At 66.6% G+C, this 25,104-nt stretch carries 27 protein-coding genes; 16 read left to right on the top strand and 11 right to left on the bottom strand.

What is annotated here, in order from left to right; translation table 11 throughout:
• Nucleotides 1-4: 4 nt before the first annotated feature.
• A complete protein-coding gene (locus FRZ32_RS10495; protein WP_147044429.1) occupies nucleotides 5-865 on the bottom strand; it encodes an enoyl-CoA hydratase in 861 nt (286 codons plus the stop codon).
• Nucleotides 866-1,064: 199 nt separating this feature from the next.
• Between FRZ32_RS10495 and FRZ32_RS10490 the strand changes: the two genes are divergently transcribed.
• The gene (locus FRZ32_RS10490) at nucleotides 1,065-2,342 is read left to right on the top strand and encodes an MFS transporter (RefSeq protein WP_158635895.1); all 1,278 of its coding nucleotides are present in this window, start codon (nucleotides 1,065-1,067) and stop codon (nucleotides 2,340-2,342) included.
• Here the strand turns inward: FRZ32_RS10490 and FRZ32_RS10485 are convergent.
• Nucleotides 2,328-3,155 carry a ThuA domain-containing protein gene (locus FRZ32_RS10485; protein ID WP_147043454.1) on the bottom strand — a complete coding sequence of 276 codons (828 nt, stop codon included), beginning with the start codon at nucleotides 3,153-3,155 and terminating at the stop codon, nucleotides 2,328-2,330. The two genes, FRZ32_RS10490 and FRZ32_RS10485, sit on opposite strands and share 15 nt — an antisense overlap.
• A 110-nt stretch (nucleotides 3,156-3,265) precedes the next feature.
• On the opposite strand from FRZ32_RS10485, the gene FRZ32_RS10480 reads away from it, so the two are divergent.
• Together FRZ32_RS10480 and FRZ32_RS10475 are read left to right on the top strand one after the other, a co-directional pair.
• Nucleotides 3,266-3,583: a 2Fe-2S iron-sulfur cluster-binding protein gene (locus FRZ32_RS10480; RefSeq protein ID WP_147043453.1), complete on the top strand. Its 318-nt coding sequence runs from the start codon at nucleotides 3,266-3,268 to the stop codon at nucleotides 3,581-3,583.
• An 80-nt stretch (nucleotides 3,584-3,663) separates the two neighbouring features.
• Nucleotides 3,664-5,319 (top strand): FAD-dependent oxidoreductase, encoded by a 1,656-nt coding sequence (locus tag FRZ32_RS10475; protein ID WP_147043452.1) that lies wholly within the window; start codon nucleotides 3,664-3,666, stop codon nucleotides 5,317-5,319.
• Between the two features lie 18 nt (nucleotides 5,320-5,337).
• Here the strand turns inward: FRZ32_RS10475 and FRZ32_RS10470 are convergent, their stop codons facing one another.
• A complete protein-coding gene (locus FRZ32_RS10470; RefSeq protein WP_147043451.1) occupies nucleotides 5,338-5,814 on the bottom strand; it encodes a VOC family protein in 477 nt (158 codons plus the stop codon).
• Nucleotides 5,815-5,897: 83 nt separating this feature from the next.
• Here FRZ32_RS10470 and FRZ32_RS10465 point away from each other — a divergent pair, with 83 nt between their 5' ends.
• The 3 genes from FRZ32_RS10465 to FRZ32_RS10455 all read left to right on the top strand — a co-directional run bounded on the left by FRZ32_RS10465 (nucleotide 5,898) and on the right by FRZ32_RS10455 (nucleotide 7,978).
• Nucleotides 5,898-6,698, top strand: a complete 801-nt coding sequence (locus FRZ32_RS10465; RefSeq protein WP_147043450.1) for a sugar phosphate isomerase/epimerase family protein — start codon at nucleotides 5,898-5,900, stop codon at nucleotides 6,696-6,698.
• Nucleotides 6,695-7,042, top strand: a complete 348-nt coding sequence (locus FRZ32_RS10460) for a Rieske (2Fe-2S) protein (RefSeq protein ID WP_147043449.1) — start codon at nucleotides 6,695-6,697, stop codon at nucleotides 7,040-7,042. Before FRZ32_RS10465 ends, FRZ32_RS10460 begins: the two co-directional genes overlap by 4 nt.
• Before the next feature lie 195 nt (nucleotides 7,043-7,237).
• Nucleotides 7,238-7,978 carry a TetR/AcrR family transcriptional regulator gene (locus FRZ32_RS10455; RefSeq protein WP_147043448.1) on the top strand — a complete coding sequence of 247 codons (741 nt, stop codon included), beginning with the start codon at nucleotides 7,238-7,240 and terminating at the stop codon, nucleotides 7,976-7,978.
• 3 nt (nucleotides 7,979-7,981) lie between these two features.
• On the opposite strand, the gene FRZ32_RS10450 is transcribed toward FRZ32_RS10455, so the two are convergent.
• The 4 genes from FRZ32_RS10450 to FRZ32_RS10435 are packed head-to-tail and all read right to left on the bottom strand — an operon-like array spanning nucleotide 7,982 to nucleotide 12,784.
• Nucleotides 7,982-9,601, bottom strand: coding sequence for a GMC family oxidoreductase (locus tag FRZ32_RS10450; RefSeq protein WP_147043447.1), 1,620 nt, complete (start codon nucleotides 9,599-9,601; stop codon nucleotides 7,982-7,984).
• Nucleotides 9,591-10,358 carry a class II aldolase/adducin family protein gene (locus FRZ32_RS10445; RefSeq protein ID WP_147043446.1) on the bottom strand — a complete coding sequence of 256 codons (768 nt, stop codon included), beginning with the start codon at nucleotides 10,356-10,358 and terminating at the stop codon, nucleotides 9,591-9,593. Before FRZ32_RS10445 ends, FRZ32_RS10450 begins: the two co-directional genes overlap by 11 nt.
• A gap of 15 nt (nucleotides 10,359-10,373) precedes the next feature.
• The gene (locus FRZ32_RS10440; protein WP_205008260.1) at nucleotides 10,374-11,519 is read right to left on the bottom strand and encodes an acyl-CoA dehydrogenase family protein; all 1,146 of its coding nucleotides are present in this window, start codon (nucleotides 11,517-11,519) and stop codon (nucleotides 10,374-10,376) included.
• On the bottom strand, nucleotides 11,516-12,784 hold the full coding sequence (locus FRZ32_RS10435) for an acyl-CoA dehydrogenase family protein (protein WP_147043445.1): 1,269 nt from the start codon (nucleotides 12,782-12,784) through the stop codon (nucleotides 11,516-11,518). Before FRZ32_RS10435 ends, FRZ32_RS10440 begins: the two co-directional genes overlap by 4 nt.
• Here FRZ32_RS10435 and FRZ32_RS10430 point away from each other — a divergent pair.
• From FRZ32_RS10430 to FRZ32_RS10390, 9 genes are all read left to right on the top strand, one after another.
• Entirely contained in the window at nucleotides 12,777-13,178 is a 402-nt protein-coding gene (locus FRZ32_RS10430) for a nuclear transport factor 2 family protein (protein ID WP_243445262.1), read from the top strand. The two genes, FRZ32_RS10435 and FRZ32_RS10430, sit on opposite strands and share 8 nt — an antisense overlap.
• A complete protein-coding gene (locus tag FRZ32_RS10425) occupies nucleotides 13,175-13,534 on the top strand; it encodes a putative quinol monooxygenase (RefSeq protein WP_243445261.1) in 360 nt (119 codons plus the stop codon). Before FRZ32_RS10430 ends, FRZ32_RS10425 begins: the two co-directional genes overlap by 4 nt.
• Before the next feature lie 12 nt (nucleotides 13,535-13,546).
• Complete coding sequence (locus tag FRZ32_RS10420) at nucleotides 13,547-14,755, top strand: aromatic ring-hydroxylating oxygenase subunit alpha (protein WP_147043443.1); 1,209 nt, start codon at nucleotides 13,547-13,549, stop codon at nucleotides 14,753-14,755.
• A gap of 4 nt (nucleotides 14,756-14,759) precedes the next feature.
• Nucleotides 14,760-15,098, top strand: a complete 339-nt coding sequence (locus FRZ32_RS10415; protein ID WP_147043442.1) for an NIPSNAP family protein — start codon at nucleotides 14,760-14,762, stop codon at nucleotides 15,096-15,098.
• Complete coding sequence (locus tag FRZ32_RS10410; RefSeq protein WP_147043441.1) at nucleotides 15,089-15,850, top strand: SDR family NAD(P)-dependent oxidoreductase; 762 nt, start codon at nucleotides 15,089-15,091, stop codon at nucleotides 15,848-15,850. Before FRZ32_RS10415 ends, FRZ32_RS10410 begins: the two co-directional genes overlap by 10 nt.
• Before the next feature lie 83 nt (nucleotides 15,851-15,933).
• Nucleotides 15,934-16,905 carry a thiamine pyrophosphate-dependent dehydrogenase E1 component subunit alpha gene (locus FRZ32_RS10405; protein WP_147043440.1) on the top strand — a complete coding sequence of 324 codons (972 nt, stop codon included), beginning with the start codon at nucleotides 15,934-15,936 and terminating at the stop codon, nucleotides 16,903-16,905.
• Between the two features lie 11 nt (nucleotides 16,906-16,916).
• Nucleotides 16,917-17,942, top strand: a complete 1,026-nt coding sequence (locus FRZ32_RS10400; protein WP_147043439.1) for an alpha-ketoacid dehydrogenase subunit beta — start codon at nucleotides 16,917-16,919, stop codon at nucleotides 17,940-17,942.
• The gene (locus FRZ32_RS10395; protein ID WP_147043438.1) at nucleotides 17,939-19,345 is read left to right on the top strand and encodes a dihydrolipoamide acetyltransferase family protein; all 1,407 of its coding nucleotides are present in this window, start codon (nucleotides 17,939-17,941) and stop codon (nucleotides 19,343-19,345) included. The genes FRZ32_RS10400 and FRZ32_RS10395 overlap by 4 nt, the downstream gene beginning before the upstream one ends.
• Nucleotides 19,342-20,889, top strand: coding sequence for a fatty acid--CoA ligase (locus tag FRZ32_RS10390; protein ID WP_147043437.1), 1,548 nt, complete (start codon nucleotides 19,342-19,344; stop codon nucleotides 20,887-20,889). Before FRZ32_RS10395 ends, FRZ32_RS10390 begins: the two co-directional genes overlap by 4 nt.
• Here the strand turns inward: FRZ32_RS10390 and FRZ32_RS10385 are convergent.
• Nucleotides 20,882-21,625, bottom strand: coding sequence for a ThuA domain-containing protein (locus FRZ32_RS10385; RefSeq protein WP_147043436.1), 744 nt, complete (start codon nucleotides 21,623-21,625; stop codon nucleotides 20,882-20,884). The genes FRZ32_RS10390 and FRZ32_RS10385 overlap by 8 nt on opposite strands.
• An 85-nt stretch (nucleotides 21,626-21,710) precedes the next feature.
• Between FRZ32_RS10385 and FRZ32_RS10380 the strand changes: the two genes are divergently transcribed.
• The gene (locus tag FRZ32_RS10380; RefSeq protein ID WP_158635893.1) at nucleotides 21,711-22,403 is read left to right on the top strand and encodes a TetR/AcrR family transcriptional regulator; all 693 of its coding nucleotides are present in this window, start codon (nucleotides 21,711-21,713) and stop codon (nucleotides 22,401-22,403) included.
• Between the two features lie 17 nt (nucleotides 22,404-22,420).
• Here the strand turns inward: FRZ32_RS10380 and FRZ32_RS10375 are convergent, their stop codons facing one another.
• Genes FRZ32_RS10375 through FRZ32_RS10365 form a run of 3 tightly spaced genes read right to left on the bottom strand, consistent with a single transcriptional unit; the run spans nucleotide 22,421 to nucleotide 25,076 of the window.
• The gene (locus FRZ32_RS10375; RefSeq protein WP_147043434.1) at nucleotides 22,421-23,764 is read right to left on the bottom strand and encodes an aromatic ring-hydroxylating oxygenase subunit alpha; all 1,344 of its coding nucleotides are present in this window, start codon (nucleotides 23,762-23,764) and stop codon (nucleotides 22,421-22,423) included.
• 23 nt (nucleotides 23,765-23,787) lie between these two features.
• Nucleotides 23,788-24,549 (bottom strand): SDR family NAD(P)-dependent oxidoreductase, encoded by a 762-nt coding sequence (locus FRZ32_RS10370; RefSeq protein ID WP_147043433.1) that lies wholly within the window; start codon nucleotides 24,547-24,549, stop codon nucleotides 23,788-23,790.
• On the bottom strand, nucleotides 24,546-25,076 hold the full coding sequence (locus FRZ32_RS10365) for a nuclear transport factor 2 family protein (RefSeq protein ID WP_147043432.1): 531 nt from the start codon (nucleotides 25,074-25,076) through the stop codon (nucleotides 24,546-24,548). The genes FRZ32_RS10370 and FRZ32_RS10365 overlap by 4 nt, the downstream gene beginning before the upstream one ends.
• Nucleotides 25,077-25,104: the final 28 nt, after the last annotated feature.

Genomic DNA, 25,104 nt, shown 5'->3' with positions numbered 1-25,104 from the left:
GCGTTCAGGCATTGTCGTCGGTGGCGAGATCGCGGGCGGTGGCCCCGCCAATGCCGTCGCCGGTCAGCAGCAGGTTATGGGCGTGGGCAAGATGGTGCATGTGAAACACCGACTCCATCGTCCCCCGCTTGCCGGCGAGATCCTCCTGCGCGTTGAAGGCCTGTTTGGCGAGCGCGACCCCGAAACGCGGCAATTCAGCGATGCGACGTGCGATCGCGAAGGCTTCGTTCGCCAGGCGATCCGCGGGCACGACCCGGTTCACCATGCCGAGCTGATGGGCTCGCCTGGCCTCCATCCGCTCGCCGAGGAACAGGAACTCGCGGGCCACGCGCGGAGGAAGCTCGAAGGGATGGGCGAAATATTCCACGCCCGGGATGCCCATGCGAAGCACCGGATCGGAGAAATAGGCGTCCTCCGCAGCGACGATGATATCGCACACCCAAGCCAGCATGAGCCCGCCGGCAATGCAGGCGCCGTGCACCGCGGCGACGGCGGGCTTCGGACAGGCCCGCCACCGCCGGCAGAGGCCGAGATAGAGCTCCTGCTCACGCAAATAAGCCTTCTCGGCCCCCGGCTTGCCGGCATGGTCGGGCCAGAGGAGACGCCGGTCTTCACGGCTGCATTCGGCGTCACGGCCCGGCGTGCCGATATCATGCCCGCCGGAAAAATGCCGCCCGGCGCCCGAAAGCAGGATTGCGCCGACGGCGTCGTCCGCTGTCGCGCGTGTCCAGGCCGCATCCAGCGCGTAAAGCATCTGGCCGTTCTGGGCATTGCCGTAGCGCGGCCGGTTCAACGTTATTCGCGCGACCCCGTCCTCGGCGGCATACAGGACCGGCTCGTCGGTCTCGTAAATCGGCTCGGCCATTTCACCCCTCGGCTTAAAAAGCGCAACACGTTTTCCCATTGCTTTTGAGCGTGAATGGGCTAGCACGCAACAAAAATGATAACATGTGCTCATTTATGGAGGACCCATGGCCGGAACCCAGTCGATACCGTTTCCGGGGTCCGGAGCCTCGTCCGCCGAGCCCGCCGCGGAGCCGGTTCGTGAGGGAGCGTGGCGCGCCGTGGCCGTGCTTACCCTGCTCTACTGGTTCGGCACGCTGGATCGTCAGGTCGCCGCGCTGCTCATCCCGATGATCAAGGCCGACCTCAGTCTCACGGATCTCCAGATCTCGATGATCCAGGGGCTCGCGTTCGGGCTGTTCTTCATGATCATGAGCCCGCTGATGGGCTGGCTGGTCGATCGCTACAGCCGGCGGGTCATTCTGTTCTGCGGCGTGGTCGGCTGGAGCATCTCCGCGACCGCCTCCGGGCTCGTGAAATCGTTCGGCGGCCTGTTCGCAGCGCGTGCGGGCGTCGGCGGCTGCGAAGCGTCGATCAACCCGACGGCCTATGCGATGCTGAGCGAGCTTTTCCCGCCGAAAAAGCTGTCGCTGCCGATGTCGCTCTTCGTCATGGGCGGCAATCTCGGCAGCGGCATGTCGTTCCTGCTTGGCGGTGGCGTCATCGCCTGGGTGTCGACATCACCCCAGATGTCGCTGCCATGGATCGGCCCGCTCGCCGGCTGGCAGCTGGCATTCGTGGTGACCGGCCTGCCCGGCCTCCTGCTGGCGCCACTCCTCTTCACCATTCCGGAATCCCGCAGGCCTCGCACCGCCGGAGTGACCGCGGCACCGTCCGGATTCGGGGATTTGTGGCGCCATTACCGACGTTTTCCGGTCTTCTACCTTACCCACGGCCTCGGCTTCGCGCTGATCATGGCATTCGTCGTCGGCCTGCAGTCGTGGAACGCCACCTTCCTCATGCGCGCCCATGGCTGGGCGCTTTCCGACATCGGCTATCTGCTCGGCATATTTCAGGTGGGCTCGGCACTGATCGGCCTGGCCTTTCATGGCTGGGCAGTCGACCGTCTGTTCGGGCGCGGGCGCAAGGACGCCCATCTCGCCTACTTCGCCTTGATGTGCGCGCTCGCTTTCCCCTGCGCGACCGCGGCCTACCTCATCGACAGCGGCATGGCGACCTTGCTGCTCTACAGCCTCGCCTATTTCTTCATCATGGCCTTCGCCAGCATCGGCCCGGCCGCGCTCCAGATCACGACTCCCGCCAATCTGCGCGGGAAGGCCTCCGCGGTCTACATGGTCGGCGTGTCGATCATCGGCACGATCCTGGGGCCGATCGTCGTCGCCAGCTTCACGGATCTCCTGTTTCAGGACGAGAAGGCGCTCGGTTGGTCGATGGCGCTGTTCGCCGCCCTGACCACGGGGCTGGCCGGCGCGCTGTTCTTCGTCGGTCGTCCGGCGATGCGTCGTGCGATCGATGCGCGGATGTCAGCCGGCGCCTGAGCGCGCCCAGGCAAGCGCGGCGGGCGAGGTGACCCAGCGGATCGCATTTTCAACCAGCCGCCGGACATGCGGATCGTCATAGGCGGTGGGACCGTCGCCTGGCTGCAGATAAACGAGCGGGCTCGCGAGCGCGCGTTTGACCCAGCCGACGAGGCCCGATCCATCCGGATGCGACCAGCCGGAATTGTCGAACATCCGACCGTCCATTGCCGCAGCCGAAGACCAGAAATTCGCCGCGGTGAAGGCGTAATCGGATCGCAGCAACGGGATCAGCGTGTCATCGAAAATCTCGGCCAGGTAGAGTTCGTCGCGCAGGCGGAAGCGGGGCGGCAACCCGGCCACGACGGGATGATCCGCCAGCACCGTCACCTCGTGGCCGATGTCGTGGCGATAGCCGGAATCGGCGACCGGGCGCCCACGCACGACCCCGGGCCGGTAAAGGAAACGACCGCCGAGCCACTCCCCATATTCGGGCCAGGCCGGCCAGCCGGCGAGCGCGTGGTGCAGCGCGACCACCCCCTTCCCTGCCTTCAGCAGACTGGCCAGCCTGTCGCGAAGCCAGGGCGGCGGCTCGACCGCGCTCGGCTTGCCGGGCCCGCCAAAATCGATGCCCGGCATATCGTAGAGGACCAGCGCCTTGTAATCGGCCATCGCCTCCGGGTTCATCAGCTGCGCCGAGGCGGGCTGATCGACCATCGTCGCCTCGATTCCGTCCATGTCCGAAAAGAGTCGATCGAATGCCGTGCGATCGAACCCATGCCCCCGCACCGAGACCAGCACGCGCAGCGGGGTCGAGTAGTCGATTCTGGGCATTGGCACCGTTCCGCAAAAAGTATAGCGTGTATTCGTTTCTTGGATCGGGCTCAATCCGATCCTCAAATCCGGGCGATCAAGGCCGGGACCGATCCTCTTGAGGAGCAATGATGCCGAGACTGCAAGTGACGACGCCAGCGGGCGATTCGCGTGAGATCGAAGCGAAGACCGGCTGGTCGGTGATGGAGAACATCCGCGACGCCGGCTTCGAGGATCTGCTCGCCTTGTGCGGTGGCTGCTGCTCGTGCGCCACCTGCCATGTCTATGTCGATGATGAGTTCGCCGGGACGCTGCCGGCCATCTCGGCCGAGGAAGATGCGCTGCTGGACAGTTCCGAGCACCGCCGGCCCAATTCGCGCCTTTCCTGCCAAATCCCGTTTTCCGCGGCGCTTGACGGACTCGCGGTGGAGATCGCGCCGGAGGATTGAGCAAATCAGCAGTCCATATTGACTTTTTCAGGCTTTTCATCCTGTTTTCTCCGGCAGTGCGTCCGAATGGGAGAGCGACCGTGGCTAGTGAATTCGATGTCGTGGTGATCGGAACCGGCGCCGCCGGCATGACCGCAGCGATCGCCGCTCACGAAAACGGCGCTTCGGTCGCGATCTTCGAAAAGCACGAGAAGGTTGGCGGCACCAGCGCCTGGTCGGGCGGCCAGGTCTGGATCCCCAACAACCCTCACATGGCCGATCTCGGTCTGACCGACTCGAGCGAGCGTGCGACCGGCTACATCATGTCTTTGTCCCACGATCTCATTTCGCGCGATCTCGTCGAGGCCTATGTCGAAGCGGGACCCGAGATGGTGCGATTGCTCGAAGAGCGGACGCCGGTCGAATTCTATGCCGTCGAGGGCATGCCGGACTATCATCCCGAATTCCCCGGCGGAAATCCGGGGGGCGGCCGAACGATCGAGTGCCCGATCTATTCCTTCGCCGAGCTCGGCGATTGGGCCGACCGGGTGACTCCGTCGCCTTACTATCCCAATCCCCACATCACGATGAGCGAGACGCCGCTCGGTCGGGCCGTCCCGCAGCCGCCGAGCGTCGAGGAGGTCGAGCATCGTCGCGACACCAATGCGCGGGGCTGCGGCCAGGCGTTGATCGGCCGGTTGCTGCGCGGCCTGCTCGACCGGGGCATCGAGCCCGTGACCTCCGCCGCAGCCACGGAACTGACGCTGGAGGGGGGCCGCGTTGTCGGGGTGAAGTTCGAGATCGACGGACGAGAGGAAATCGTCCGCGCGCGACGCGGCGTCATCCTCGCCTGCGGCGGCTTCGAATGGGATCGCTCGCTGGTGCGCGCTTTCTTGCGGGGGCCGATGACCCACCCGGTCTCGATCCCCACCAATCAGGGCGACGGCCTGCGCATGGCAATGAAGGCGGGCGCGATGCTCGGCAACATGCGCGAGGCCTGGTGGGTGCCGGTCGCCGACGTCCCGGCGAGCGAGAATCCGATGGAGCGGATGATGATCGCCGGCCAGCGCACCCTGCCGCGTTCGATCATGGTCAATCAGAAGGGCCGGCGCTTTACCAACGAGGCGGCCAATTACAATGCGTTCGGAGCCGCGTTCCACGAGCAGGACGTGGCCCATTTCCGCTATGCCAACCTGCCCTGCTGGCTCGTGTTCGATCAGGGCTATGTCGACCGGTTCGGCTTCGGCCGCTGGGCGCCGCCGGGCGTGGTGCCCGACTGGGTGATGCGCGCGCCGACGCTGGCAGGCCTCGCCGACAAGCTCGCCATTCCGGCAGGTGCGCTCGAAGCGACGGTCGCCCGCTGGAATGACCTGGTCGCCGCAGGCGCCGACACGGATTTCGGCCGCGGCGAGAGCGCGTTCGATCGCTGGTGGGGCGATCCGAATGCCAAGGGAAAGAAGGAGGCGACCTTGGGCCCGCTCGAAACCGGACCCTTCTATGCGCTGCCGGTGAACAGCGGTGTGCTTGGAACCAAGGGCGGGCCTCAGGTCGACGTCAACGGCCAAGTGGTCGACATCGACGGCGACACGATTCCCGGCCTCTACGCGGCCGGCAACGTCATGGCCTCGCCCTTCGGCATGACCTATGGCGGACCGGGAGGCACGCTTGGCCCGGCGATGGTGTTCGGATTCCTGTCCGGGCGCCACGCGGCGATGCACGGCCACAATCAAGCGATGCAGGCGGCGGCGGCGGCCTGAAAGAATCGCCCAACGTGTCTAGGCGAAGCTTGCCCCGAGCCGGGCGAACGCGAAATTGTGATCACCGTCGAACTGGATGAGCTCGAAGACATTGCCCTCCGGATCGCGTCCGTAGGTGGCGCGCATCACGCCCGGCGGGCCGGGCGGCGCATGGAAACGGGTCCCGGCCGCACAGAGCCGCTCGTAATCGGCGTCGATGTCGTCGGTGACGAGGCAGATATGAGTGAGGCCGGCGTCGCAGACCGGCCGGTCGGGGTCGCCGGGACGGCCCACGGGAGAGCTGTACTGGAACATCTCGAGATAGAGATTGCCCCCATGCAGCATGACATAGCGGGCCGACGATCCTTCCAGCCCGACCAGGGCGTCGAGCCGGGCATTGCCGACCTCCCAGCTGCCTTCGTGGATCAACCGGAAGCCGATCAAATCCCGATAGAAACCGAGCATCTTGTCGAGGTCGCTGACCGCGATGCTGGTGTGATGGATTCCATGGATCATCTGCCCTCTCCCCTCTTCCCCGCTTTATAAATCAGGATCGCCTGATTATAAGAGGACATATAGATGGTTTTTTGGGGGATGTGATGCCCAATCCGATCGCACTGGCATCCGGCGTTCTGCCGGAGTTCGACGTGGAAGTGACGATCGATTCGGCGGCGCGCGCGGGCTTCGGCTCGGTCGGACTGTGGATCGAGCCCGACAAATGGACGCCCCGGAAGGTGACGGCGGTTCGTTCCGCGCTCCGCGCGCACGGCCTCAGCGCGATCGATGCGGAGGTCGTCCGTCTCGTCGCCGGCCCGCTCCCCCCGGCGCAAAGGCGCATGGTCGAGATCGCGGCCGAGGTCGGCGCCGCCAACGTGCTGGTCGTCGGCCAGGATCCCGATCTTCCCGGCGTGGCCGATGCCTTCGCACAGATGTGCGCGCTCGGCGAAACCTGCGGGGTTCGGATCGCACTCGAATTCATGCTGTTTTCCTCGGTGCGAACCTTGGACGATGCGATCGCGATCGTCCGCGGAGCGGGTTCTCCCGCCGCGGCCCTGCTGATCGATCCGCTTCATCTTGACCGTGCGGGCTATGCGCCGGGCGATGTCGCCGCCTTGCCGGGCGAGTGGCTTCCTTACGCCCAGTTCTGCGATGCGCCCGCGGCGCGCCTGGATCGTGACGACCATGTCGGCCTCCTTGCCGAGGCGCGCGACGACCGGGCCTTGCCGGGCGAGGGCGTGCTGCCCCTCCGCGCGCTGCTCGGCGCGCTTCCGCCGGACATCCCGCTGAGCATCGAATTGCGCTCCAAGGAGCTGCGCGACGCCTTCCCCGACCCGGTCGAACGCGCCGCTGCGGTCGAGCGCGCGACGTCCCGCTTTCTCGGCGCGGGAGCGATGGCTTGAGGCGGGCCGAACTGTTCGCCGCCGATCACCTGCAGCCGGGCGAGATGGAGGCGGTCGACGCGCATGGCTGGCCGGTGCTCGTCGCCCGATTGCCGGACGGCTATCGCGCCGTGCTCAACCGATGCAGCCATGTCGCGGCCGCCCTGGACGGCGGCCGGATCCGGCGAGGCGCTATCCAGTGCCCGAAGCATGGCGCGATGTTCAACCTGGACAACGGCCACTGTATCGGCGGCGCCTATCAGCCGCTGCGAATCTTCCCGGCCGGCGTTGCGGACGGCGCGGTCTTCGTGGACGTGCCGGATGAAGCGCCGACAATAAACGATCTGCCGGTGGTGGGGATTTGAGAGCCACCGATGACGAGCGAGCTTTCGGGGGGTCGATACATCAGTCCGTGAACAGCAAACGGGCAAAAAGTGCTGCGAAGGATACTTTTTGACTTTATGCAGGTTGCCGATGCGGAGACGGTCCGCCATGGTTATTTGCTGAGGGAGCGTCGCAACCGCGCCGTGCGCGCCGTTTGGGCCCGTTGAGGAGGGTTTGTGCTGGACAATAGCGACGGGGCGCTGAGCCCGAATCCGGAACGCGAGCCGGTCTATTCGAGCACCTCGATCCAGGAGCGGCGCAAGCGCATCCTCAGCGAGGCGCGGCACATGATCGCCAAGAAGGGCATCGACGGCTTCAGCATTCGCACCTTGTGCAAGAATGCCGATGTTGCCCAACGCACGCTCTACAACGCCTTCCACAGCAAGGACCGGCTGATCGCGCTCGCCATCCGCGAAGCCTATGAGGACGTGAACCGCCACCTCATGTACCGCACCTCTCCCGAAACGCTGGAGGGGATCGTCGATCGTCTGATTGCGGTGAACACCCGCAACTTCAAGGCGCGGAACTACACCAAGGCGGTGGTCTCGCTCTATTTTTCGCCGAACATCAGCACCGACATCTGGGATGCGCTGCGGGGGATGGTCTTCCTCAATCTGCGGCAATGGCTCAATCGCCTGCAGCGCGACGGCGGCCTGCAGGACTGGGTCGATGTCGAGGAGGCCGCGGGCGATTTCGCCAATCTCGAATATGCCACGATCAACGACTGGGCGGTCGGCCGGTTGTCGGACGAGGATTATGTGCGGCGGCTGGTGATGGTGGTGCTGTCCCACACCATCGGCATTACCGCCGGCCCGGCGCGCGAAGAAGCGCTGGCGATGGCCCGCACCATTCGCGAATCCGGCGAGCTGCCGTCCTTTCCCAAGCCCGTGTTCAAGCCGGACGCGGCCGGGGACTGAGGTCTAGGCCGCCGTCATCAGATTGGCGGCTTGCCAGGCAAAGGCGATCGCGGGGCCGTTCGTGTTGCCGGAAACGAGCCCGGGCATGGACGAACAGTCCACCACCCGCACGCCATCGACCCCGCGCACCCGGCAGGCCGGATCGAGCGCGGCCTCCGCGCCGCCCATGGCGCAGCTGCCAACCGCATGCGTGCCGGCGCGCGACAGCCGCCTCACCTCGTCGAGGATCTGCGTATCGGTCTGGACATGCGCGCCCGGCAACAGCTCTTCGCCGAGTTCGCAGGCGAGCGCGGGTTGGCTCGCAAGCCGGCGGATCGTGCGCACCATCGCAACCGCCGCCGCCTGGTCGCCGTCGGTCGACAGCCAATTGGGCAGGATGGCGAGCGGGTCGTCGAGGCCGGGGCCGGTGACATGGACCGTCCCTTCGGATTCGGGCTGGAGCAACTGACCATAGATGGTCAGCCCCGGCGCCTTCTCGACCTTGCTCAGCTGCACCGGGAAATTGGGATCCTGGTTACGCGCGAACGAGAAAGCGCCGACATAGATCTGGAGATCCGGCCGGGCGGATTGCGGGCGCGATCGGACGAAGGCGCCGATCTCATACGGGCCCGTCGCCAGCGGTCCCGTGCGGAACAGGCCGTAGCGCAAGAGATTGCGCATGAGCCCGAGCTTGCGAAACTCACGATTGTTCCCCGGCTGTCGGCGCAGCCGGTAGGGGATGGAAAGGCCAAGGTGGTCGCGCATCCCCGTCCCGATCGCGGCCCGGTCCGCGAGCACCTCGATCCCGGCCGCGCCGAGCGCCGCCCCCGGCCCGACGCCCGACCGCTGCAGGATCGCCGGGCTGGCGATCGCGCCCGCCGACAGCACCACCTCGCCATCGACCTGGAAGGTTTCGATTCGGCCGTGCACCCGCGCCTCCACCCCGACGGCGCGCCTGGCTTCGAAGACGATCCGCGCGACCTCCGCCCCGGTCACGACCTTGAGATTGGGCCGCCGCATCGCCGGGCGCAGGAACGCCACCGCCGCGCTCTGTCGCCGGCCGTTCCGGATATTGTGCGGATAGTAGCCAATCCCTTCCTGCGACTCTTCGTTGAGATCCTCCTTGCGCGACAGGCCCATCTGCTCGCCGGCGCGGATCGCCGCCTCGGCCAGCGGATAGCGAAAGGTGCCGAGGCTGACATGCACGGGTCCGCCGACGCCTCGCGCCGGCCCTTCTCCCAGTTCGTGATCCTCGATCGCGATGAACGCGTCGCGCATGATCGGCCAATCCCAGCCGGTCGCACCGGCTGCCGCCCAGGCGTCATAATCCTCCGGCTGGCCATGCATCCAGATCATGCCGTTGATCGACGAGGAGCCGCCCAGGCCGCGCCCACGCACCCAGACCTCGGTCGCGGGCGTTCCGTGGCGACGCGGCTGCTGCACCGGATATTGCCAGGCATGGCGGGGATCGAGCACCAGCTTGCCGATGCCCTTGGGCATATGGATGAGCGGGCTGCGATCCTTGCCGCCGGCTTCGAGCAACAGGACACGCTTGCGCGGATCGCGGGACAGGCGGTCGGCCATCACGCAGCCGGCCGATCCAGCGCCGACGACGATATAATCCCAGATCCCGTCAGTCGGCATAATCGGGCGCGATGCGTTTCACCTCGCGGGTCAGCGCGATCCAGTCGAGCGCGCCGCCGGGGCGCCCGCCGGCGCCTTCCACGACCTGGCTGTCGACGAGATCCTGGATCTCCCGAGACAGCCGCCGCACCGGCACGCCGCCGGCAAGCGCCGCGATCTGGATCTCGCAGGCGCGCTGCGTCATCATCATCAGCCAGAAGGCCTCGCCGATCGTGCGCCCGGCGGTGAGGAGACCGTGGTTGCGGAGGATCAGCACCGACTTGTCGCCGAGATCGCGGGCAAGCGAGACCCGCTCGCTCTCCACCAGCGCGACACCCTCATAATCATGATAGGCGACGCGCTTGCCGATCACGAGCGCCTGCTGGCTGATCGGCAGCAGCCCCTCCTCCTGCGCGGAGACGGCGACGCCTGCGGCCGTGTGGGTGTGCATGACGCAGAGGACATCCGGCCGCGCGGCATGAATGGTCGAATGGATGAGATATCCGGCCGGGTTGATCTCGCCACCGGGGGTCAGCACCTCGCCGTCGAGCGTCACCTCGACGAGATTGCTCGCCTTCACCTCGTTGAACAGCGCGCCGAACGGATTGATCAGGATGCGATGGCCCGGCCCCGGCAGCCGCGCCGAGATGTGCGTCGCGATCAGATCGGTCATCCGATAGTGATGGGCGAGCCGGTAACAGGCGGCGAGTTCCTTGCGAACCTCGTAATCCTCATCGGAAAAGCTGTGCTGCGACGGGCTTAGGACCGAAACACCCATGATCGTTCTCCTGCGCTAGAGACCCCCGAGGGTTTTGGCGATGATGCCGAGCTGGACTTCGCTCGTGCCGCCGAAGATCGTCGCGGCGCGGCTGTTGAGATAATCGCCGACCAGGATGTCGGCTGCGCTGCCCGCCTCGCGGCGGAGCGCCTCCGGGCCGAGCAAGTCCATTCCGAGCCGCGCGACCGCCTGTTTCAGCCGGCTTGCCCTGAGCTTCAGAACTGAAGACGCCGGGCCGGGCGGCGCGCCGTTGGGCAGCACGCCGATCGTCATCAATTCCAGCATCTCGAAACTGTCCAGGTCGATCGCGACCTCCGCGATCCGCGCGCGCTGGACGGCGTCCGGCGGGGCCGGCAGGGCCGCCTCGACCCGTTTCAGCGCGGAACGAAGCCGACTGCTGGCGAGGCCGGTGCCGCGCTCGAACTCCAGAAGATACTTGGCATAGGACCAGCCCTTGTTCTCCTCGCCGATCCGGTTGCCGCGGGGCACCCGCACATCGTCGAAGAAGACCTGGTTGACCTCATGATCGCCGCCAATCGAGACGATCGGGCGGATCTCGATGCCCTTTCGGTCGAGTTCGATGGCGAGGAAGCTGATGCCGTCCTGGCGGCGCGGCGTGTCCGCGGTGCGGACCAGCGCGAACATCCAGTTCGCATGATGGGCGTGGGTCGTCCATATTTTCGACCCGCTCACGACATAATCGTCGCCGTCCGAAACCGCGCGCGTGGTCAGCGAGCCCAGATCGGATCCGGCGCCGGGCTCGGAGAAGCCCTGGCACCAGTAATCGTCGCCCGAAAGGATGCGCGGCAGCCACCTGTTCTGCTGCGCCTCGCTGCCGAACGCCATGATAACCGGCGCGACGAGCCGCAGGCCGATCGGGTAGACGACCGGCGCGCCGGCAAGGGCGCATTCGCTTTCGAAGATGAAACGCTCGAGCGCGGTCCATCCGGTGCCTCCGAACCTGGCGGGCCAGGCCGGCGCCGCCCAGCCGCGCTCGGCGAGCCGGCGCTGCCAGGCAAGCGACACGTCCGGCTCGGGATAGACGCCGATGGTGCGCGCCTGCCCGGCGCGCAGCTCCTCCGTCAGCGCATCGGCGAGAAAGCGCCGCACCTCGTCGCGGAAGCGCTGCTGGTCGGCATCGAGGAGCAGATCCACGCTCATGCCTCCAGCAGGACGGCGCTGCGATGATGCGCGCCGCAGGACACGACCGATTCCGCATAGGCCGCGACGCCGCCGTCACAGGCGCGGAATGCCTGCAGGTGGCGGAAATGCGCGGAGATATCGAGTTCGTCGGATACGCCCATGCCGCCGTGCAGCTGGACCGCGCCGTCGGCAACCACCGACGCACTCGCGGCGATCCGGTGCGTCGCGACCGTCAGGACCCGCGACGCTTCGGGGCCGATGCCCTTGCCGTCCAGGACGAGCGCCGCCAGCAGCGCCGCGACCTCGGCCTCCTTGGCCGCGACAACCATCTCGGCGATGCGGTGCTGGACCGCCTGGAACGCGGCGAGCGGCCTTCCGAATTGCCGACGCTCGCGGACGTGGGCCGTGGTCGCCTCCAGCGCCGCCTCGATCGAGCCGAGCGCTTCCCAGCATCGCGCCAGCTCGGCGCGCGCCGCAGCCAGCGCCTGCATGTCCTCCCAGTCGTTGCCGACGTCGAGGCGAACGGCCGGAGGATCGTCGAACCGGATGTCCGCCGCCATCGCGTCGCTCAACAATCTTACGCGTGATACTTTTAAGGCATCACTGTCGACCACCAGAAGCGCGTCCTTCGTCGGAACGAGGATTTTCTGCGCCGCCGCGCCTCCCTCGACGGTCCGCTCGGTCCGGCGAAGAGCAGCATCGTCATTGTCGGCCCGGGGGACCGGCGCGAAACGCACCGCACCCGTGACCAGATCTGCCAGATAGGCCTGCGCGTCGCGTGCGCCCGCCAGCAGCGTGCCCGAGACGACCGCCGCTCGCACCGGCTCGAGCGCGAGGCGGCGGCCGAGTTCCCGCATCATCAGTCCGATCTGGACGGCATTCCCGCCGAATCCGCCAAGCTCCTCGGGCACGGCGATCCCGAAGCAGCCCATCTCGCCCAATTGCGCCCAGATCGCCGGATCTCCCCAGGCCCCGGCCGCAACCAGCGCGCGCCGATGCTCGAATCCGTACTCGGCCGCAAGGAAGCGGCGGAGGGCATCGGCGAAAATCCGCTGCTCGTCCGAAAATTCGAGATCCACACAACCTCCGGCCCCGGCTCCGACGCCGGGATTCCGATCAAGGATACAGGTCTGCGACCGCGAAGCAAGCCGGATGGACTGTTTTTGTAGCACGCGCGCGAATTTTATGCGGTTCACAAAACCGTCAGCCTTGTCTAATACCGCCAGAAAGGACGGCGCGAGGCGGACTCGCCCGGCCGGCGAGGAGAGATGCGGCGTGTTCACAGGGCCTGAATCCGATCGATTGGCGCTTCGCGAACTGCTCGATCGCTATTCCGACGCGGTGATTCGCCGCGACGAGGCCGCCTGGGGCGCGACCTGGGCCGAAGATGGCGTCTGGCGTCTGCGCGGCGAGCCCGTGATCGGGCGGGAGGCAATCGTCGCGCTCTGGAGCAAGGCGATGACCGGTTACGAGGCCGTCTGGTTTTCGGCTTTCCCCGGCGAGATCGCGGTGACCGGCGACACTGCGCGCCTGCGCACGCATACGTTCGAATATCTCGTCCCTTCCGGCGGCACCGGCCGGCTGCAGTCCGGCATCTACGAGGATCGCGCCGTCCGCACCGCGGAAGGCTGGCGCTTCGCCGAACGCTCATTCAGCCCCAAGGAGATGTCGTTGTGATCCTGATAAGCGCCGTCATGGATATCGATCCCGCCCACGCGGAACGGATCATTCTCGAGGCCAGGCCGCTGATCGAGGCCTCGCAGGCGGAGCCCGGTTGCCTCGCTTATTCCTGGGCGCTCGATCCCCTCGTCCCGGGCCGGGTCCACGTCTTCGAAAAGTGGACGGACGAGGCGGCGCTCGCGGCGCATTTCGAGCTGCCCAATTATACCGAGATGCGGACCCAGCTCCGCTCCGCCGGGCCGATCACCTCGAGCAGCCGCAAGTATCGGGTCGACCATGACGAGCCGGTCTATGACGAGACCGGCACGCCGCGCGCCGATTTCTTCACGCTGGACACCGCCTCGGCTGCCTGACTGGAGGGCTCCATGGCCACGCTCGTCGACCCGTCCCGGACCGATCCCCGCCTCGAAGAGGAGCGCCGGCGCTCCCATTATGCGTTGCGCCGGCGGACGCTGGAGCGGATGCGCTCGAAATCGACCGATCTCGACGCGGAGCCGATGCGGATCGATCCGGCGATCTACACCGATCCGGCCTATGCGGAGCGCGAACGGCGCGCCCTCTTCCACGATCTGCCGATCGTCGCCGGCCTCAGCCGCGACATCCCGGCACCCGGCGACATGATGCTGTTCGATGTGCTCGGCCCGCCCATCCTGCTGGTCCGGGCGAAGAGCGGCGAGGTGAACGCCTTTCTCAACATCTGTCCGCATCGCGGCGCCAAGGTCGTCACCGAATGTTCGCGGCGCACGCGGCTCACCTGCCGCTTCCATGCCTGGACGTTCGATCTTGAGGGAAAGCTGATCGGCCAGCCGGGCAGCGAAGGGTTCCAGGGGATCGACAGGGCGGACCTCGGCTTGATGCCGGTGCCGGTGGCGGAGCGCTACGGCCTCATCTTCGTTTGCGCGACGCCGGGCGGGCAGATCGACATCGACGCCCATCTCGGCGACTTCGCGACCGAACTCGCGCATCTGGAGCTCGACAAGGCCGAGCCGATCCGGCGCTCCGAAATCAGCTGTGACGCCAACTGGAAATATGCGCTCGACACCTATGGCGAGAGCTATCACTTCGCCTCGCTGCACCCGACGACGATCGGCCAGCTCGCCTATTCCAACATCATGGTCTACGACAATTACGGGCTGCACGCCCGCCTCGCCTTCCCGCGCGCAGAGTTCATGGACTATAGCGACCGGCCGGAAGCCGAGTGGCCGCACACCGATTATGGCGGCCTCTACATGCTGTTCCCGAACATGGTGATCAACGTGAACTCGATCCCCGGGGTCGGCCAGTTCTACGGCGTTTCGCGGATTTTCCCGGGCGACACGCCGGACACGTCGCGCACCCTGCTGTCGACCTACCAGCCGGCCCATTCGGGGACCGAGGTGGACGTCGGCAAGTGGGCGGACATGCACGATTTCATCCAGAAGGTGATCACGGAAGAGGATTATTCGGTCTCCCGCGACGGGCAGGCCAATCTGCGCTGGGCGCCGCCGGGCTTCCGCACCGTTTTGGGCCGGAACGAGATCGCGCTGCAGCACTGGCATCGCAACCTCAATCGCCTGATGGCCGGGCGCAACTGAGCCGATGATCTTCCTCAAGGCCGAGATCGCGATCAACCCGGGCCATCTCGAGGCGATGCTGGAGTTGCTCGAAACGCGCATCTTCCCGATCATGGAGACAAAAGGGCGCTGGCGCCTCGTCGGCTGCTTCGTCCAGCGTACGGGACGGCTCAACACGATCGTCGATCTGTGGGAAATGGACGATTATGCCGATTTCGCCGCGACCTATGCGGCGTTCCGGGAACAGCCCGACTATCCCGAGATCCGCGTCCTGCTCGATACCTATGTCGAGACCGAGACACTCACCTTCATGGAAGCCAGAGGCGGCCTGATCGCCCGACGGGAGAATGATCTGTGGACCTGAAACTGACCGGCAAGAAGGCGATCCTCGCGGGCGCCAGCAAGGGCATCGGCCGCCACACCGCCGAGCAATTCGCCGCCGAAGGCGTCGACATCGCCTTCTGCGCGCGCGACCAGGCGTCGATCGACGAGACGATCACCTCGCTCCGGCGCCACGGCCACGCGGTGCACGGCGCCAGCGTCGACCTTGCCGATCCCACGGCTTACCGTGACTGGGTGAACGAGGCGGCGGCCGCGCTGGGCGGCTGCGACATCTTCATCTCCTTCGCCTCCGCTGGCGGCCCGCCGGCGTCGGAGGAAAGCTGGAGGAACGCCTTCGAACTGGACGTGATGGGCACCTGGCGCGGCATCGACGCCGCCCTGCCCCATCTCGAAAAGTCGGACGCCGCCGCGATCGTCGTCGTCGCGACCAATGTCGCGATCGAGCCCAGCTTCGGGCCCCAGCCTTATGCCGCGATGAAGGCGGCGATCACCCATCATGCCGGCGCGCTGGCTCAGAAGCTCGCGCCGCAGGGCATCAGGGTGAACACCGTGTCGCCCGGTCCGATATTCATCGAAGGCGGCGCGTGGGACAAGATCAGGCAGGGGCGTCGCGAATTTTACGACGCGACGGTCGCCAAGGTGCCGGCCGGCCGCCTCGGCAACCCCCAGGAAGTGGCCGCGGCGATCGCGTTCCTGGCGAGCCCGGTCGCCGGCTTCGTCAGCGGGACGAACCTCGTGATCGATGGGGCGATGACCCGCCGCGTCCAGTTTTAGTGCGCGTTATACTTTTATATTGTCCCCCTTCCGGCCATGCGATAGCGTGACCGGGTTCAGGTTTCCGCCAGCGGAGAAGTCCGATGCAGCTCAGCCGTGAGCAGATGCTCAACGCCTATCGGCAGATGAAGGTGATCCGCGAGTTCGAGGAGCGCCTGCACGTCGAGATCCAGAAGGGCGAGATCGCCGGCTTCACCCATCTCTATTCCGGCCAGGAAGCGGTCGCGGTTGGCGTCTGCGAACATCTGACGGACGGCGACTTCATCATCTCGACCCATCGCGGCCACGGCCATTGCATCGCGAAGGGCTGCGACGTGAAGGGGATGATGCGCGAGATTTACGGCAGCGCCGAGGGGCTGTGCAAAGGCAAGGGCGGCTCGATGCACATCGCCGATGTCGAGAAGGGAATGCTCGGCGCCAACGGCATCGTCGGCGCCGGTGCGCCGATCGCGGTCGGCGCGGCCATCTCCGCGAAGCTCGACGGCCAGGGCCGGGTGTCGATCGCCTTCTCCGGCGACGGCGCCTGCAACCAGGGAACGACGTTCGAGGCGATGAACCTCGCCTGCGTCCTCAAGGTGCCGTGCATCTTCCTGTTCGAGAACAACCATTATTCCGAGCATACCGGCGTCGACTATGCGGTCGGCACGTCAGGCGACATCGCCAGCCGCGCGGAAGCGTTCGGGATGAAGGTGTGGCGCGGCAATGGCTGCGACTTCTTCGACGTGTACGAAGTGATGCGCGAGGTGATGGACTATGTTCGCGCCGGCCACGGCCCGGCCGCGGTCGAGCTCGATACCGAACGCTTCTTCGGCCATTTCGAGGGCGACCCGCAACGCTATCGCGGGCCGGGCGAGCTCGATCGGCTCCGCGCCGAGCGCGACTGCCTGAAGGCGTTTCGGGACCGGGTGACCGGGGCCAAGCTGATCGAAGCCGCTGATATCGATGCGGTCGATTCCGAAGTGCTGCAGCTCATCGACACGGCCGTGGAAGAGGCGCGCGCCGCGCCACGCCCGACGGCCGCCGACGTCCTCGAAGACGTCTACATCAGCTATTAGAGGACGCGACAATGGCGGTCATGCAGTTGCGCGAGGCGATCAACCTCACGCTGCATCAGGAAATGGAGCGCGACCCGAACGTCATCGTGCTCGGCGAGGATCTCGTCGGCGGCATGGGGACGGCCGGCGGCCCGGAGGCGATCGGCGGCATCTGGAAGACCTCGGTCGGGCTCTACGACAAGTTCGGTGCCGGGCGCGTCATCGACACGCCGATCTCGGAATCCGCGATCATCGGCGCGGCCGCGGGCGCCGCGCTCGCCGGCAAGCGGCCGGTCGCGGAGCTGATGTTCGCCGACTTCATCGGCGTCTGCCTCGACCAGATCTGGAACCAGATGGCGAAGTTCCGCTACATGTTCGGCGGCAAGACCAAATGCCCGGCGGTCATTCGCATCGCCTACGGCGCCGGCCGCAATGCCGGGCCGCAGCACAGCCAGGCGGCCTATGCGATGATGACCGCCATCCCCGGCCTCAAGATCGTCATCCCGTCGAGCCCGGCCGAAGCCAGGGGCCTGCTCACCACTGCGATCCGCGACGATGATCCGGTGCTCTTCTTCGAGCCCAAGGCGCTCTACGCCGCGCGCGAGGAGGTGAGCGAGGAGGAATATCTGATCCCGTTCGGTCATGCCCGGACCGTGCGCGAGGGATCCGACGTGACGATCGTGACGTGCGGTCAGCTCGTCGCGGTGGCGGCCGAGGCCGCCGACCGGCTCGCGCAGCAGGGCATCGGCTGCGACGTGCTCGATCTTCGCACCACCAGCCCGATCGACGAGGAGGCGATCCTCGATTCGGTAGAGCTGACCGGACGCCTGGTCGTCCTCGACGAGAATCCGCCGCGCTGCGGGCTCGCCGCGGACGTGGTCGGGCTGGTTGCCGGACAGGCTTTCGCCGCGCTGCGCGCCCCGCCCCGGATGGTGACGCCGCCCCACACGCCGGTGCCTTTCGCAGTCGAGCTCGAGCGCGCTTATCTTCCCAACGCCGACAGCGTCGAGACGGCGGTCATGGAAGTGCTCGCCTATCGCGGGAATGCGCCGCGATGACGGGCCTGCGCGCCTTCACCATGCCCAAATGGGGCATCGAGATGGAGCAAGGGACCATCGCCGAATGGCTGGTGGCCGAAGGGGCCGATTTCGCAAAAGGCGAGCTCGTGACCTTGATCGAGACCGACAAGATCACCAACGAATATGAGGCCGAGTTTCCGGCCCGGCTGGCGCGGATCGTGGTGCCGGCCGGCGAGACGCGCCCGGTTGGCGCCCTGCTGGCCGTCTTCGCCGATCCAGGCGCGCAGGCCGATCCGGCCGCGCTCGACGCCTTCGTCGCCGGCTATCGCCCCGGTGGCGCGGCTGCGGGGAGCGCCGCCCCCGCGCCTGCGGCCGCAACAAGCACGGCGCAGCCGGCAACGGCTCCCGCCGCCATTCCCGAAAACCTTCCGATCAGTCCCGCGGCGCGTCAATTCGCCGAAAGCGAGGGGATCGACGTCGCGGCCCTGGCCGGCTCCGGCCGGAACGGGCGCATCACCTATCAGGATGTTGTCCAGGCCGGGCGCCCCGCCGCGCGGATGCCGCCCGCCGCGCCCGTCTCGATCGCGCCGACCACCGCCGGCCTCGATTCCATCTATGCGTCGCCGCTCGCCAAGCGGCTGGCGGTTCAGCATGGCGTTGACCTCGCCGGCGTGACCGGCACCGGCAAGCGCGGCAGGATCTGCAAAGCGGACGTCATCGCGCGCATTTCCGCGACATCGGCCCCGGCTCCCGCTGCGGCCGGCGGTGTCGAGGTCGTCAGGATGTCGGCGATGCGAAAGGCGATCGCCCGCCAGCTCGGCCTTTCCAAGAGCACCGTCCCGCATTTCTACCTGCGCGGCACCGCACGGGTCGATGCGCTTCTGGCGCTGCGCGAGCGCGCGCGTCAGGCCACCGGTTCGGCGCCGTCCGTCAACGACTACCTGATCCGCGCCGTCGCGCTCGCTTTGCGCGATCATCCGGACGTCAATATCCAGGTCCATGAGGACGAAATCCATCGTTTTGGCCAAGCCGACATCGCCGTCGCCGTGGCGACCGGCAAAGGGCTGATCACGCCGATCGTGCGCGCGGCGGACGGCAAGTCCGTTGCCGCCATCTCGGCGGAGATGAAGGATCTGGCCGCCCGCGCCCGCGCCAGCAAACTCGGCGCCGACGAATTCCAGGGCGGGAGCTTTTCGATCTCCAACCTCGGCATGTTCGGCATCGAGCAATTCGATGCGATCATCAATCCGCCGCAGGGCGCGATCCTGGCGGTCGGGACGGCGAAGCGCCAGCCGGTCGAGATCGACCATGCCCTCGCCTTCGCGACCTGTCTTCACCTTTCCCTCTCGTGCGATCACCGCGCGATCGACGGGGCAACCGGCGCGCGTTTCCTCGCAGGACTGATCGAGCTGATCGAAGCGCCCGAGCGGCTGACGGCATGAGCAACGAGCCGACGCTCGGCGCGCTGATTCGCGCGCAGGCGAGCCTGTATGCGGACAAGACGGCGCTGCGCTTCAACGGCGTCGATCTGAGCTATGGCGAGCTTGACAGCCGCGCGAGCCGCATCGCCAACGGGCTGATCGCGCGCGGCTACGCGCCGGGCGACCGGATCGGCTATCTCGGCAAGAACGATCCGCTCTATTACGAACTGCTCTTCGGCGCGGCCAAGGCCGGGATCGTCATGGTGCCGCTGAACTGGCGCCTCGCCGACGCCGAAATCGACTGGATCGTTCGCGACGCCGCGATCCGCTGGCTGGTGGCGGGCGACGGATTCGCCGAGCGATATGGCGCCTCGCGCGCCGACGCGACCCCGTTGCTCGTCAAGGCGGGTGACGTTCCTGCGTGGCGGGACAGCCAGTCCGGGAGCGATCCGTCGACCAGCGTCGCCGATTCCGACGTCGCGGTGCAGCTTTATACTTCGGGTACGACCGGGCGGCCCAAGGGCGCGATGCTGACGCACCGCAATCTCCTTGTCTATCGCGCGCTGCCAAGCGAGGAACAGCCGGCCTGGAACCGCTTCACCGACGACGATGTGAGCCTGATCGTGATGCCGGTCTTCCACATCGGCGGCACGGGCTTCGGCATCCAGACACTGGCCGCCGGCGCGACGGGGCTGGTCGACAGCGAATTCGACGCCGGCCGGATCCTCGACTTCGTCGAGCATGAGCGGCTGAGCAAGATTTTCGTGGTGCCGTCGGCGCTGCAGATGCTGGTGCGCCATCCGCGCGCCCGCAAGGTGGACTATAGCCGCATCCGGACCATCCTCTACGGCGCGTCCCCGATCCCGCTGGCCTTGCTGCGCGAGGCGATGGACGTGTTCCGCTGCGGCTTCGTCCAGATGTATGGCATGACGGAAACCTCCGGCACGATCTGCGCGCTGACTCCGGACGATCACGATCCGGACGGCAATCCGCGAATGACCTCGGCCGGACGGCCGATGATGCCGGGGATCGAGATTCGCATTCAGGGCCAGGACGGCGCCATACTTCCCGCCGGCGAGACGGGCGAGGTCGCCGTGCGCGCGCCGCTCGTCATGGCCGGCTACTGGCGGCAGCCGGAGGCCACCGCCGATGTTCTGTCGCCCGACGGCTGGTTCCGGACCGGCGACGCCGGCTATCTCGACGCGGACGGCTATCTCTTCATCCAGGACCGGGTGAAGGACATGATCGTGTCCGGCGGCGAAAACGTCTATCCGGCCGAAGTCGAGGCGGTCCTTTTCGAGCATCCCGATGTCGCCGAGGTGGCGGTGATCGGCGTCCCTTCCGACACCTGGGGCGAGGAGGTGAAGGCGATCGTGGCGCCGAAGCCGGGCCGCGCCCCCGACACCGCCGAGATGATCGCCTGGGCCCGCAAGCGCATCGCAGGCTACAAATTGCCCAAGAGCATCGATCTGATCGAGAAGCTGCCGCGCGGCCCGACCGGCAAGGTCCTGCGCCGCGAGTTGCGCGCGCCCTTCTGGGAAGGACGCGAACGCAAGGTCAACTGAGCAGAGGGTCTTTCACCCAGGCGAGGCCCCGCCGCAGCAGCTCATAATATTCCTGCGTCCGCCAGGCGCCGCGCTGGACGGTCGGAAACCGGTCGAGCTTGGGCTGCATGTCGAGGTGGCCGCGGCAGTGGCCGAGCGCGTTGTAGAGCACGGCGCCCTCGCCGATCCGGCGCAGATACATGAGCGGATGACGTCCCTGCTCCCACCGATCCTCGACGAAGGCCGGCGCGTCGCCGGCGAAATCGACGTGCAGCAGCGTTTCAATCTCGGCGGTCTGCCGAGAGAGGTAGAGCTCGTCATCCTCCAGATCGAACGGAGCGATGCCCGCGACGAGAGGATGGTCCGGCGCCGTCACCTCGACCCGGAACGGCCCGACCGGCGGATGGGCGACGAAGGCGGTGCCGAGCGTCTCCATGAAGTGCGGCGCCCAGTCCGGCGCATCGACCTTGCCGTTGTCCAGGAAGCGCAGCACCGAGTTGCAGCCGTGCAGCGCAAGCCAGCGCCGACCGCGTCCGACCCAGGCGCGCAGCCGCTCCTGGACATCGAGCGAGGGGGTCACGTCGCACGTGTAGCTGACCAGCATCCCCGCCGCCTCGATCGCGTCGATCGACTCGTAATCCTCGAAGACGCGGACGCGGACGCGATCGTCCTCGGCGAGCAGTTTCAGCAGCTCGAGACGCGCGAAATCGATGTCATGCCATTTGCCGCCGGCGACCAGGACGCAATCAATGCGCAAGATGGCCCACCTCCCCGCCGGCCGCACCGTACGGTTTCAAGCAAGACAGCTTGCTATTAGCCGCGGTGACGATACGACTGTCACAATGACGCCGCACACTGGATCGAAACTGGCCGAGCTGGAGCCGGCCGGCATGGCGCCGCCGGAAGCGGGGCTGCAGCAGCGCAAGAGCGCGGAAACGCGGATCACCATTCTGGACGCCGCGGTCGACTGCCTCGCGAGCCACGGCTATGCGCGCACGACGACGCAACTGATCGCCAAGGTCGCGAAGGTGTCGCGGGGCGCGATGCTGCATCACTATGCCACCAAGCAGGAACTGATCGAATCGGTCACCGATTACGCCTTCTATCGGCATATGGAGGAGTTCGTCCGCGCGGTGCGCGAACTGTCGGAAGTCGAGCGCACGCGGCGCAATGTCGGCATCCTGATCGACTGGAGACTCTATCTTTCGCGCGAATATAGCGCCTATCTGGAGCTGACCGTCGCGGCGCGCACCGACGCCGAACTGAAGGCGACCTTCATTCCCAAGGCGCGCCGTCACGACCGGGTCTGGCGCGACGAACTGGCGCGCGTCTTCCCGGAATGGGCGAGCGACCCGGAGCTGTTGTCGCGCTCGCGCCGGCTCGTCCAGTCGGTGATGAGCGGCATGGTGCTGAACCGCGACATCTGGGAAGACCCGGCGATGGAAAAGTCCCTGCTCGCCTTCCTCTCCCATGCGCTCGTCCAGGTCCGCGATGGCGCGCTGGACTGGCCTGACGGCACCGATCTCGACATCTAGGTCCGCGCGCACGAGCGTCACCCGCGCGCCATCCATCGATCCAGATTGTCGTGGAAGTAGCGCACCCTCGATTCCTGCCCGGCCAGCACTTCGCGCTTGTAGCCGCGCGAATGCAGCGCCTTCTGCTGCGCGCTCCACAAGGCGAGGTCCTGATCGATGGTGGGGCCCATCGTATATTCGCCCGCCTTGCCGGTCTGGTGCGGCGCCGGAGTCTCCATGCTGACCCAATCCCGCATCGTCGGGGAGTAATAAGTCGTCTGCCCCTCCGGGAAGAGGTTGAGATACCACATGTCGAAGAAACACTTTTCCGGATCGGTCGGATGCGGCCGCGCGCGCAGCCAGATGTTGCCGTCGGGCTTCATGCTGAACGACAGGTTCGGGAACAAGGTGTAGTGCCAGTTGTCGGTCAGCATGACGTCGTCATAGCTGGAGAAGTCATAGCCCTTCTCGGCGCCAAGCTTGCGCTTCTGCCGCTGCAGAGCCTCGCGAAGATCGTGCATCCGGCCCGCGAAGTCGTCCGGATCGAGGCCCCAGAAGCGGATATGCTCCCCCATCTGGCGGATGATTTCCGGCTCGCCGCCACGCACCGTGCGGCTCGGCGCTCCGCCAGCCATCAGCATCCGGGCGTGGCCGCTCGGATAGAGATCGAACTGGGAGTAGAGATAGGAGAATTCCGCGACATATTTGAGCTGCGGATGGGCATGGAAGACGTGATAGGATTCGTTGAAATTGTCCTGCACCAGCTTCCAGTTGAAATCGCCCTCGATCGTGACCCAGGTGGTGCGGACCATTTTCTCCATCGGATAAGCGTCGAGATGGTCGGCCACCGGCGCGAGGAACTCGCGCAGCGGCATGGCCTCGTCGTCCATGTTGAACCAGACGAAGCCGCCCCAGCATTCGGTGCGGATCGGGACGAGATTCTTGGTGCGGCAGGCGAGTTCCGGCGCGAAGTCCGGCTCGTCCGGGATCGTCTTGATATTGCCGCGCAGGTCGTAGGACCAGGCATGGTAGGGGCAGGTGAGCCGCCGCATGTTTCCGGTCTCGGCGGTCACCAGCATCATGCCGCGATGCTGGCACACATTGTAGAAGCAGCGGATTTCCGAATCGTCACCCATCACGGCAAGGATCACTTCGGTGCCGAATTCGAGCGTCACGAAGTCCCCGGGCTTGTTGAACTGGTTGACCATCGCCGCGACCTGCCAGGTGCGCGTCCAGACCGTCTCCCACTCACGCTTCCAGAAGTCGCGGTCCCAATAACGCTCCGGCGTGATCGCCTTGTTGCTGAGCTCCGGCTCCGGCGCCTTGGTAAGGTCGATGCCGATCGGCCGCCCGGATTGTGGTTTCTGTTCGATCTTGCCCATTGGCCTCTCCAAAGTGCGTTCGTTCAGCCCGCGATATCGCGGGGTGTCGGCAAGCGCCGCAAGTGCATGCCGCCGCTGACCCGGATGAGATCGCCGGTCGCATTGCACTCGTCGCTGGCCAGCCAGACCGCCGCCGCCGCCACGTCCTCGACCGTGCCGAGACGCCCCGTCGGCGTCTCCCGCTCGAACGCCTCGCGCACCGGCGGATTGTTGAAATAGGCCTCGGTCATCGCGGTGCGGGTCAGGCCCGGCGCCAGCGAGTTCACCCGGATGCCGCGATCGCCATATTCGACCGCCGCGACGCGCACGACCTTGTCCGCCGCGGCCTTGCTGCCGGCATAGGCGGCAAAGCGCGGGCCGGTCAGCTCGACGGTGAGCGACGAGATGGTGATGATCGAACCGCCCGATGTCATCGCGGCGGCGCAATCGCGAATGAACAAGGTGGTGCCGATGAAATGGAGCTTGGCCTGCTTCATCAGCCCTTCATAGGTCTCGTCGGCGATCAGGGCGGCGCCGGTGGCGCCGGCCAGGTTGATCGCGATGTCGAGCCCGCCCAGATGCTCGACCGCCGCCGCGACGCCGGCCTTCAGCGACGCTTCGTCGGTCACGTCGAGCGCGACGACGGGAACATCGAGTTCCGCCGCCACTGCCTGCGCTTTGGCCGGATCCCGACCGGCGAGCACAACCTTGGCGCCCTCGGCGAGGAAGCGCCGCGCCACCGCCGCGCCCATTCCGTCGGGAGAAGATGCGCCGAGGACCAGCGCGCGCTTGCCTTCGAGCCTCATGCCGTCACCTTCTGCGTGCGCGCCATTTCGGCATAGAGCGGATCGTCGCGATCACGCCGACCGAAGATCCGGGGCCCGGGCGCCTCGCGGTCCCACATATCGCTGCGCGCATCGGACGCGCTCCAGTCGGAGACGAACTTTCGGTGCGAGATTCGCCATTCGCCGCCGCGACGCTCGAAGCGGTCGAGATAGCGGCCGGCCACCGTGGTGCGCAGCGATCCGCCATACGCGTTCACGAGATCGTGATAAGCGACGAAATAGCTTTCCGCCCAGGCACGATCGCCATCGACTTCGACGAGCACATTGCCGATCACGTGCTGGGTCCGTTCCATCGTTGCGAGCACCGGAAACACCCAGGCGACGAATTCGTCGACGGTTCCCTTGAACTGGCCGTGGTCGTCGGTGCCGTCGGCATGGAAAACCGAGCGCACAATGGCCTCGTCGCAGCGGTCAAGACCGCGCGCGAAGCGGTAAACCAGCTCCACGCAGGCCTGCTTGTCGAGCAATATCTGCAACGCGTCGTCCATCCTCGTTCCTCTCCTGCCCGCCGGGTCG

The sequence above is a fragment of the Sphingosinicella ginsenosidimutans genome (assembly GCF_007995055.1).
Classification (GTDB): domain Bacteria; phylum Pseudomonadota; class Alphaproteobacteria; order Sphingomonadales; family Sphingomonadaceae; genus Allosphingosinicella; species Allosphingosinicella ginsenosidimutans.
Note: the sequence above shows the minus strand (reverse complement) of the source record. Positions and strands in the feature narration are given on the sequence as shown.

Excerpts from the sequence above, each read along its gene's own strand:
- FRZ32_RS10445 (WP_147043446.1), bottom strand. The coding sequence starts at position 10,358 with ATGGGTGTTTCGGTCCTAAGCCCGTCGCAGCACAGCTTTTCCGATGAG.
- FRZ32_RS10400 (WP_147043439.1), top strand. The coding sequence starts at position 16,917 with ATGGCGGTCATGCAGTTGCGCGAGGCGATCAACCTCACGCTGCATCAG.
- FRZ32_RS10440 (WP_205008260.1), bottom strand. The coding sequence starts at position 11,519 with ATGAGCGTGGATCTGCTCCTCGATGCCGACCAGCAGCGCTTCCGCGAC.
- FRZ32_RS10395 (WP_147043438.1), top strand. The coding sequence starts at position 17,939 with ATGACGGGCCTGCGCGCCTTCACCATGCCCAAATGGGGCATCGAGATG.
- FRZ32_RS10470 (WP_147043451.1), bottom strand. The coding sequence starts at position 5,814 with ATGATCCATGGAATCCATCACACCAGCATCGCGGTCAGCGACCTCGAC.
- FRZ32_RS10495 (WP_147044429.1), bottom strand. The coding sequence starts at position 865 with ATGGCCGAGCCGATTTACGAGACCGACGAGCCGGTCCTGTATGCCGCC.
- FRZ32_RS10405 (WP_147043440.1), top strand. The coding sequence starts at position 15,934 with ATGCAGCTCAGCCGTGAGCAGATGCTCAACGCCTATCGGCAGATGAAG.
- FRZ32_RS10480 (WP_147043453.1), top strand. The coding sequence starts at position 3,266 with ATGCCGAGACTGCAAGTGACGACGCCAGCGGGCGATTCGCGTGAGATC.
- FRZ32_RS10380 (WP_158635893.1), top strand. The coding sequence starts at position 21,711 with ATGACGCCGCACACTGGATCGAAACTGGCCGAGCTGGAGCCGGCCGGC.
- FRZ32_RS10415 (WP_147043442.1), top strand. The coding sequence starts at position 14,760 with ATGATCTTCCTCAAGGCCGAGATCGCGATCAACCCGGGCCATCTCGAG.
- FRZ32_RS10465 (WP_147043450.1), top strand. The coding sequence starts at position 5,898 with ATGCCCAATCCGATCGCACTGGCATCCGGCGTTCTGCCGGAGTTCGAC.
- FRZ32_RS10390 (WP_147043437.1), top strand. The coding sequence starts at position 19,342 with ATGAGCAACGAGCCGACGCTCGGCGCGCTGATTCGCGCGCAGGCGAGC.
- FRZ32_RS10450 (WP_147043447.1), bottom strand. The coding sequence starts at position 9,601 with ATGCCGACTGACGGGATCTGGGATTATATCGTCGTCGGCGCTGGATCG.
- FRZ32_RS10420 (WP_147043443.1), top strand. The coding sequence starts at position 13,547 with ATGGCCACGCTCGTCGACCCGTCCCGGACCGATCCCCGCCTCGAAGAG.
- FRZ32_RS10485 (WP_147043454.1), bottom strand. The coding sequence starts at position 3,155 with ATGCCCAGAATCGACTACTCGACCCCGCTGCGCGTGCTGGTCTCGGTG.
- FRZ32_RS10365 (WP_147043432.1), bottom strand. The coding sequence starts at position 25,076 with ATGGACGACGCGTTGCAGATATTGCTCGACAAGCAGGCCTGCGTGGAG.
- FRZ32_RS10375 (WP_147043434.1), bottom strand. The coding sequence starts at position 23,764 with ATGGGCAAGATCGAACAGAAACCACAATCCGGGCGGCCGATCGGCATC.
- FRZ32_RS10370 (WP_147043433.1), bottom strand. The coding sequence starts at position 24,549 with ATGAGGCTCGAAGGCAAGCGCGCGCTGGTCCTCGGCGCATCTTCTCCC.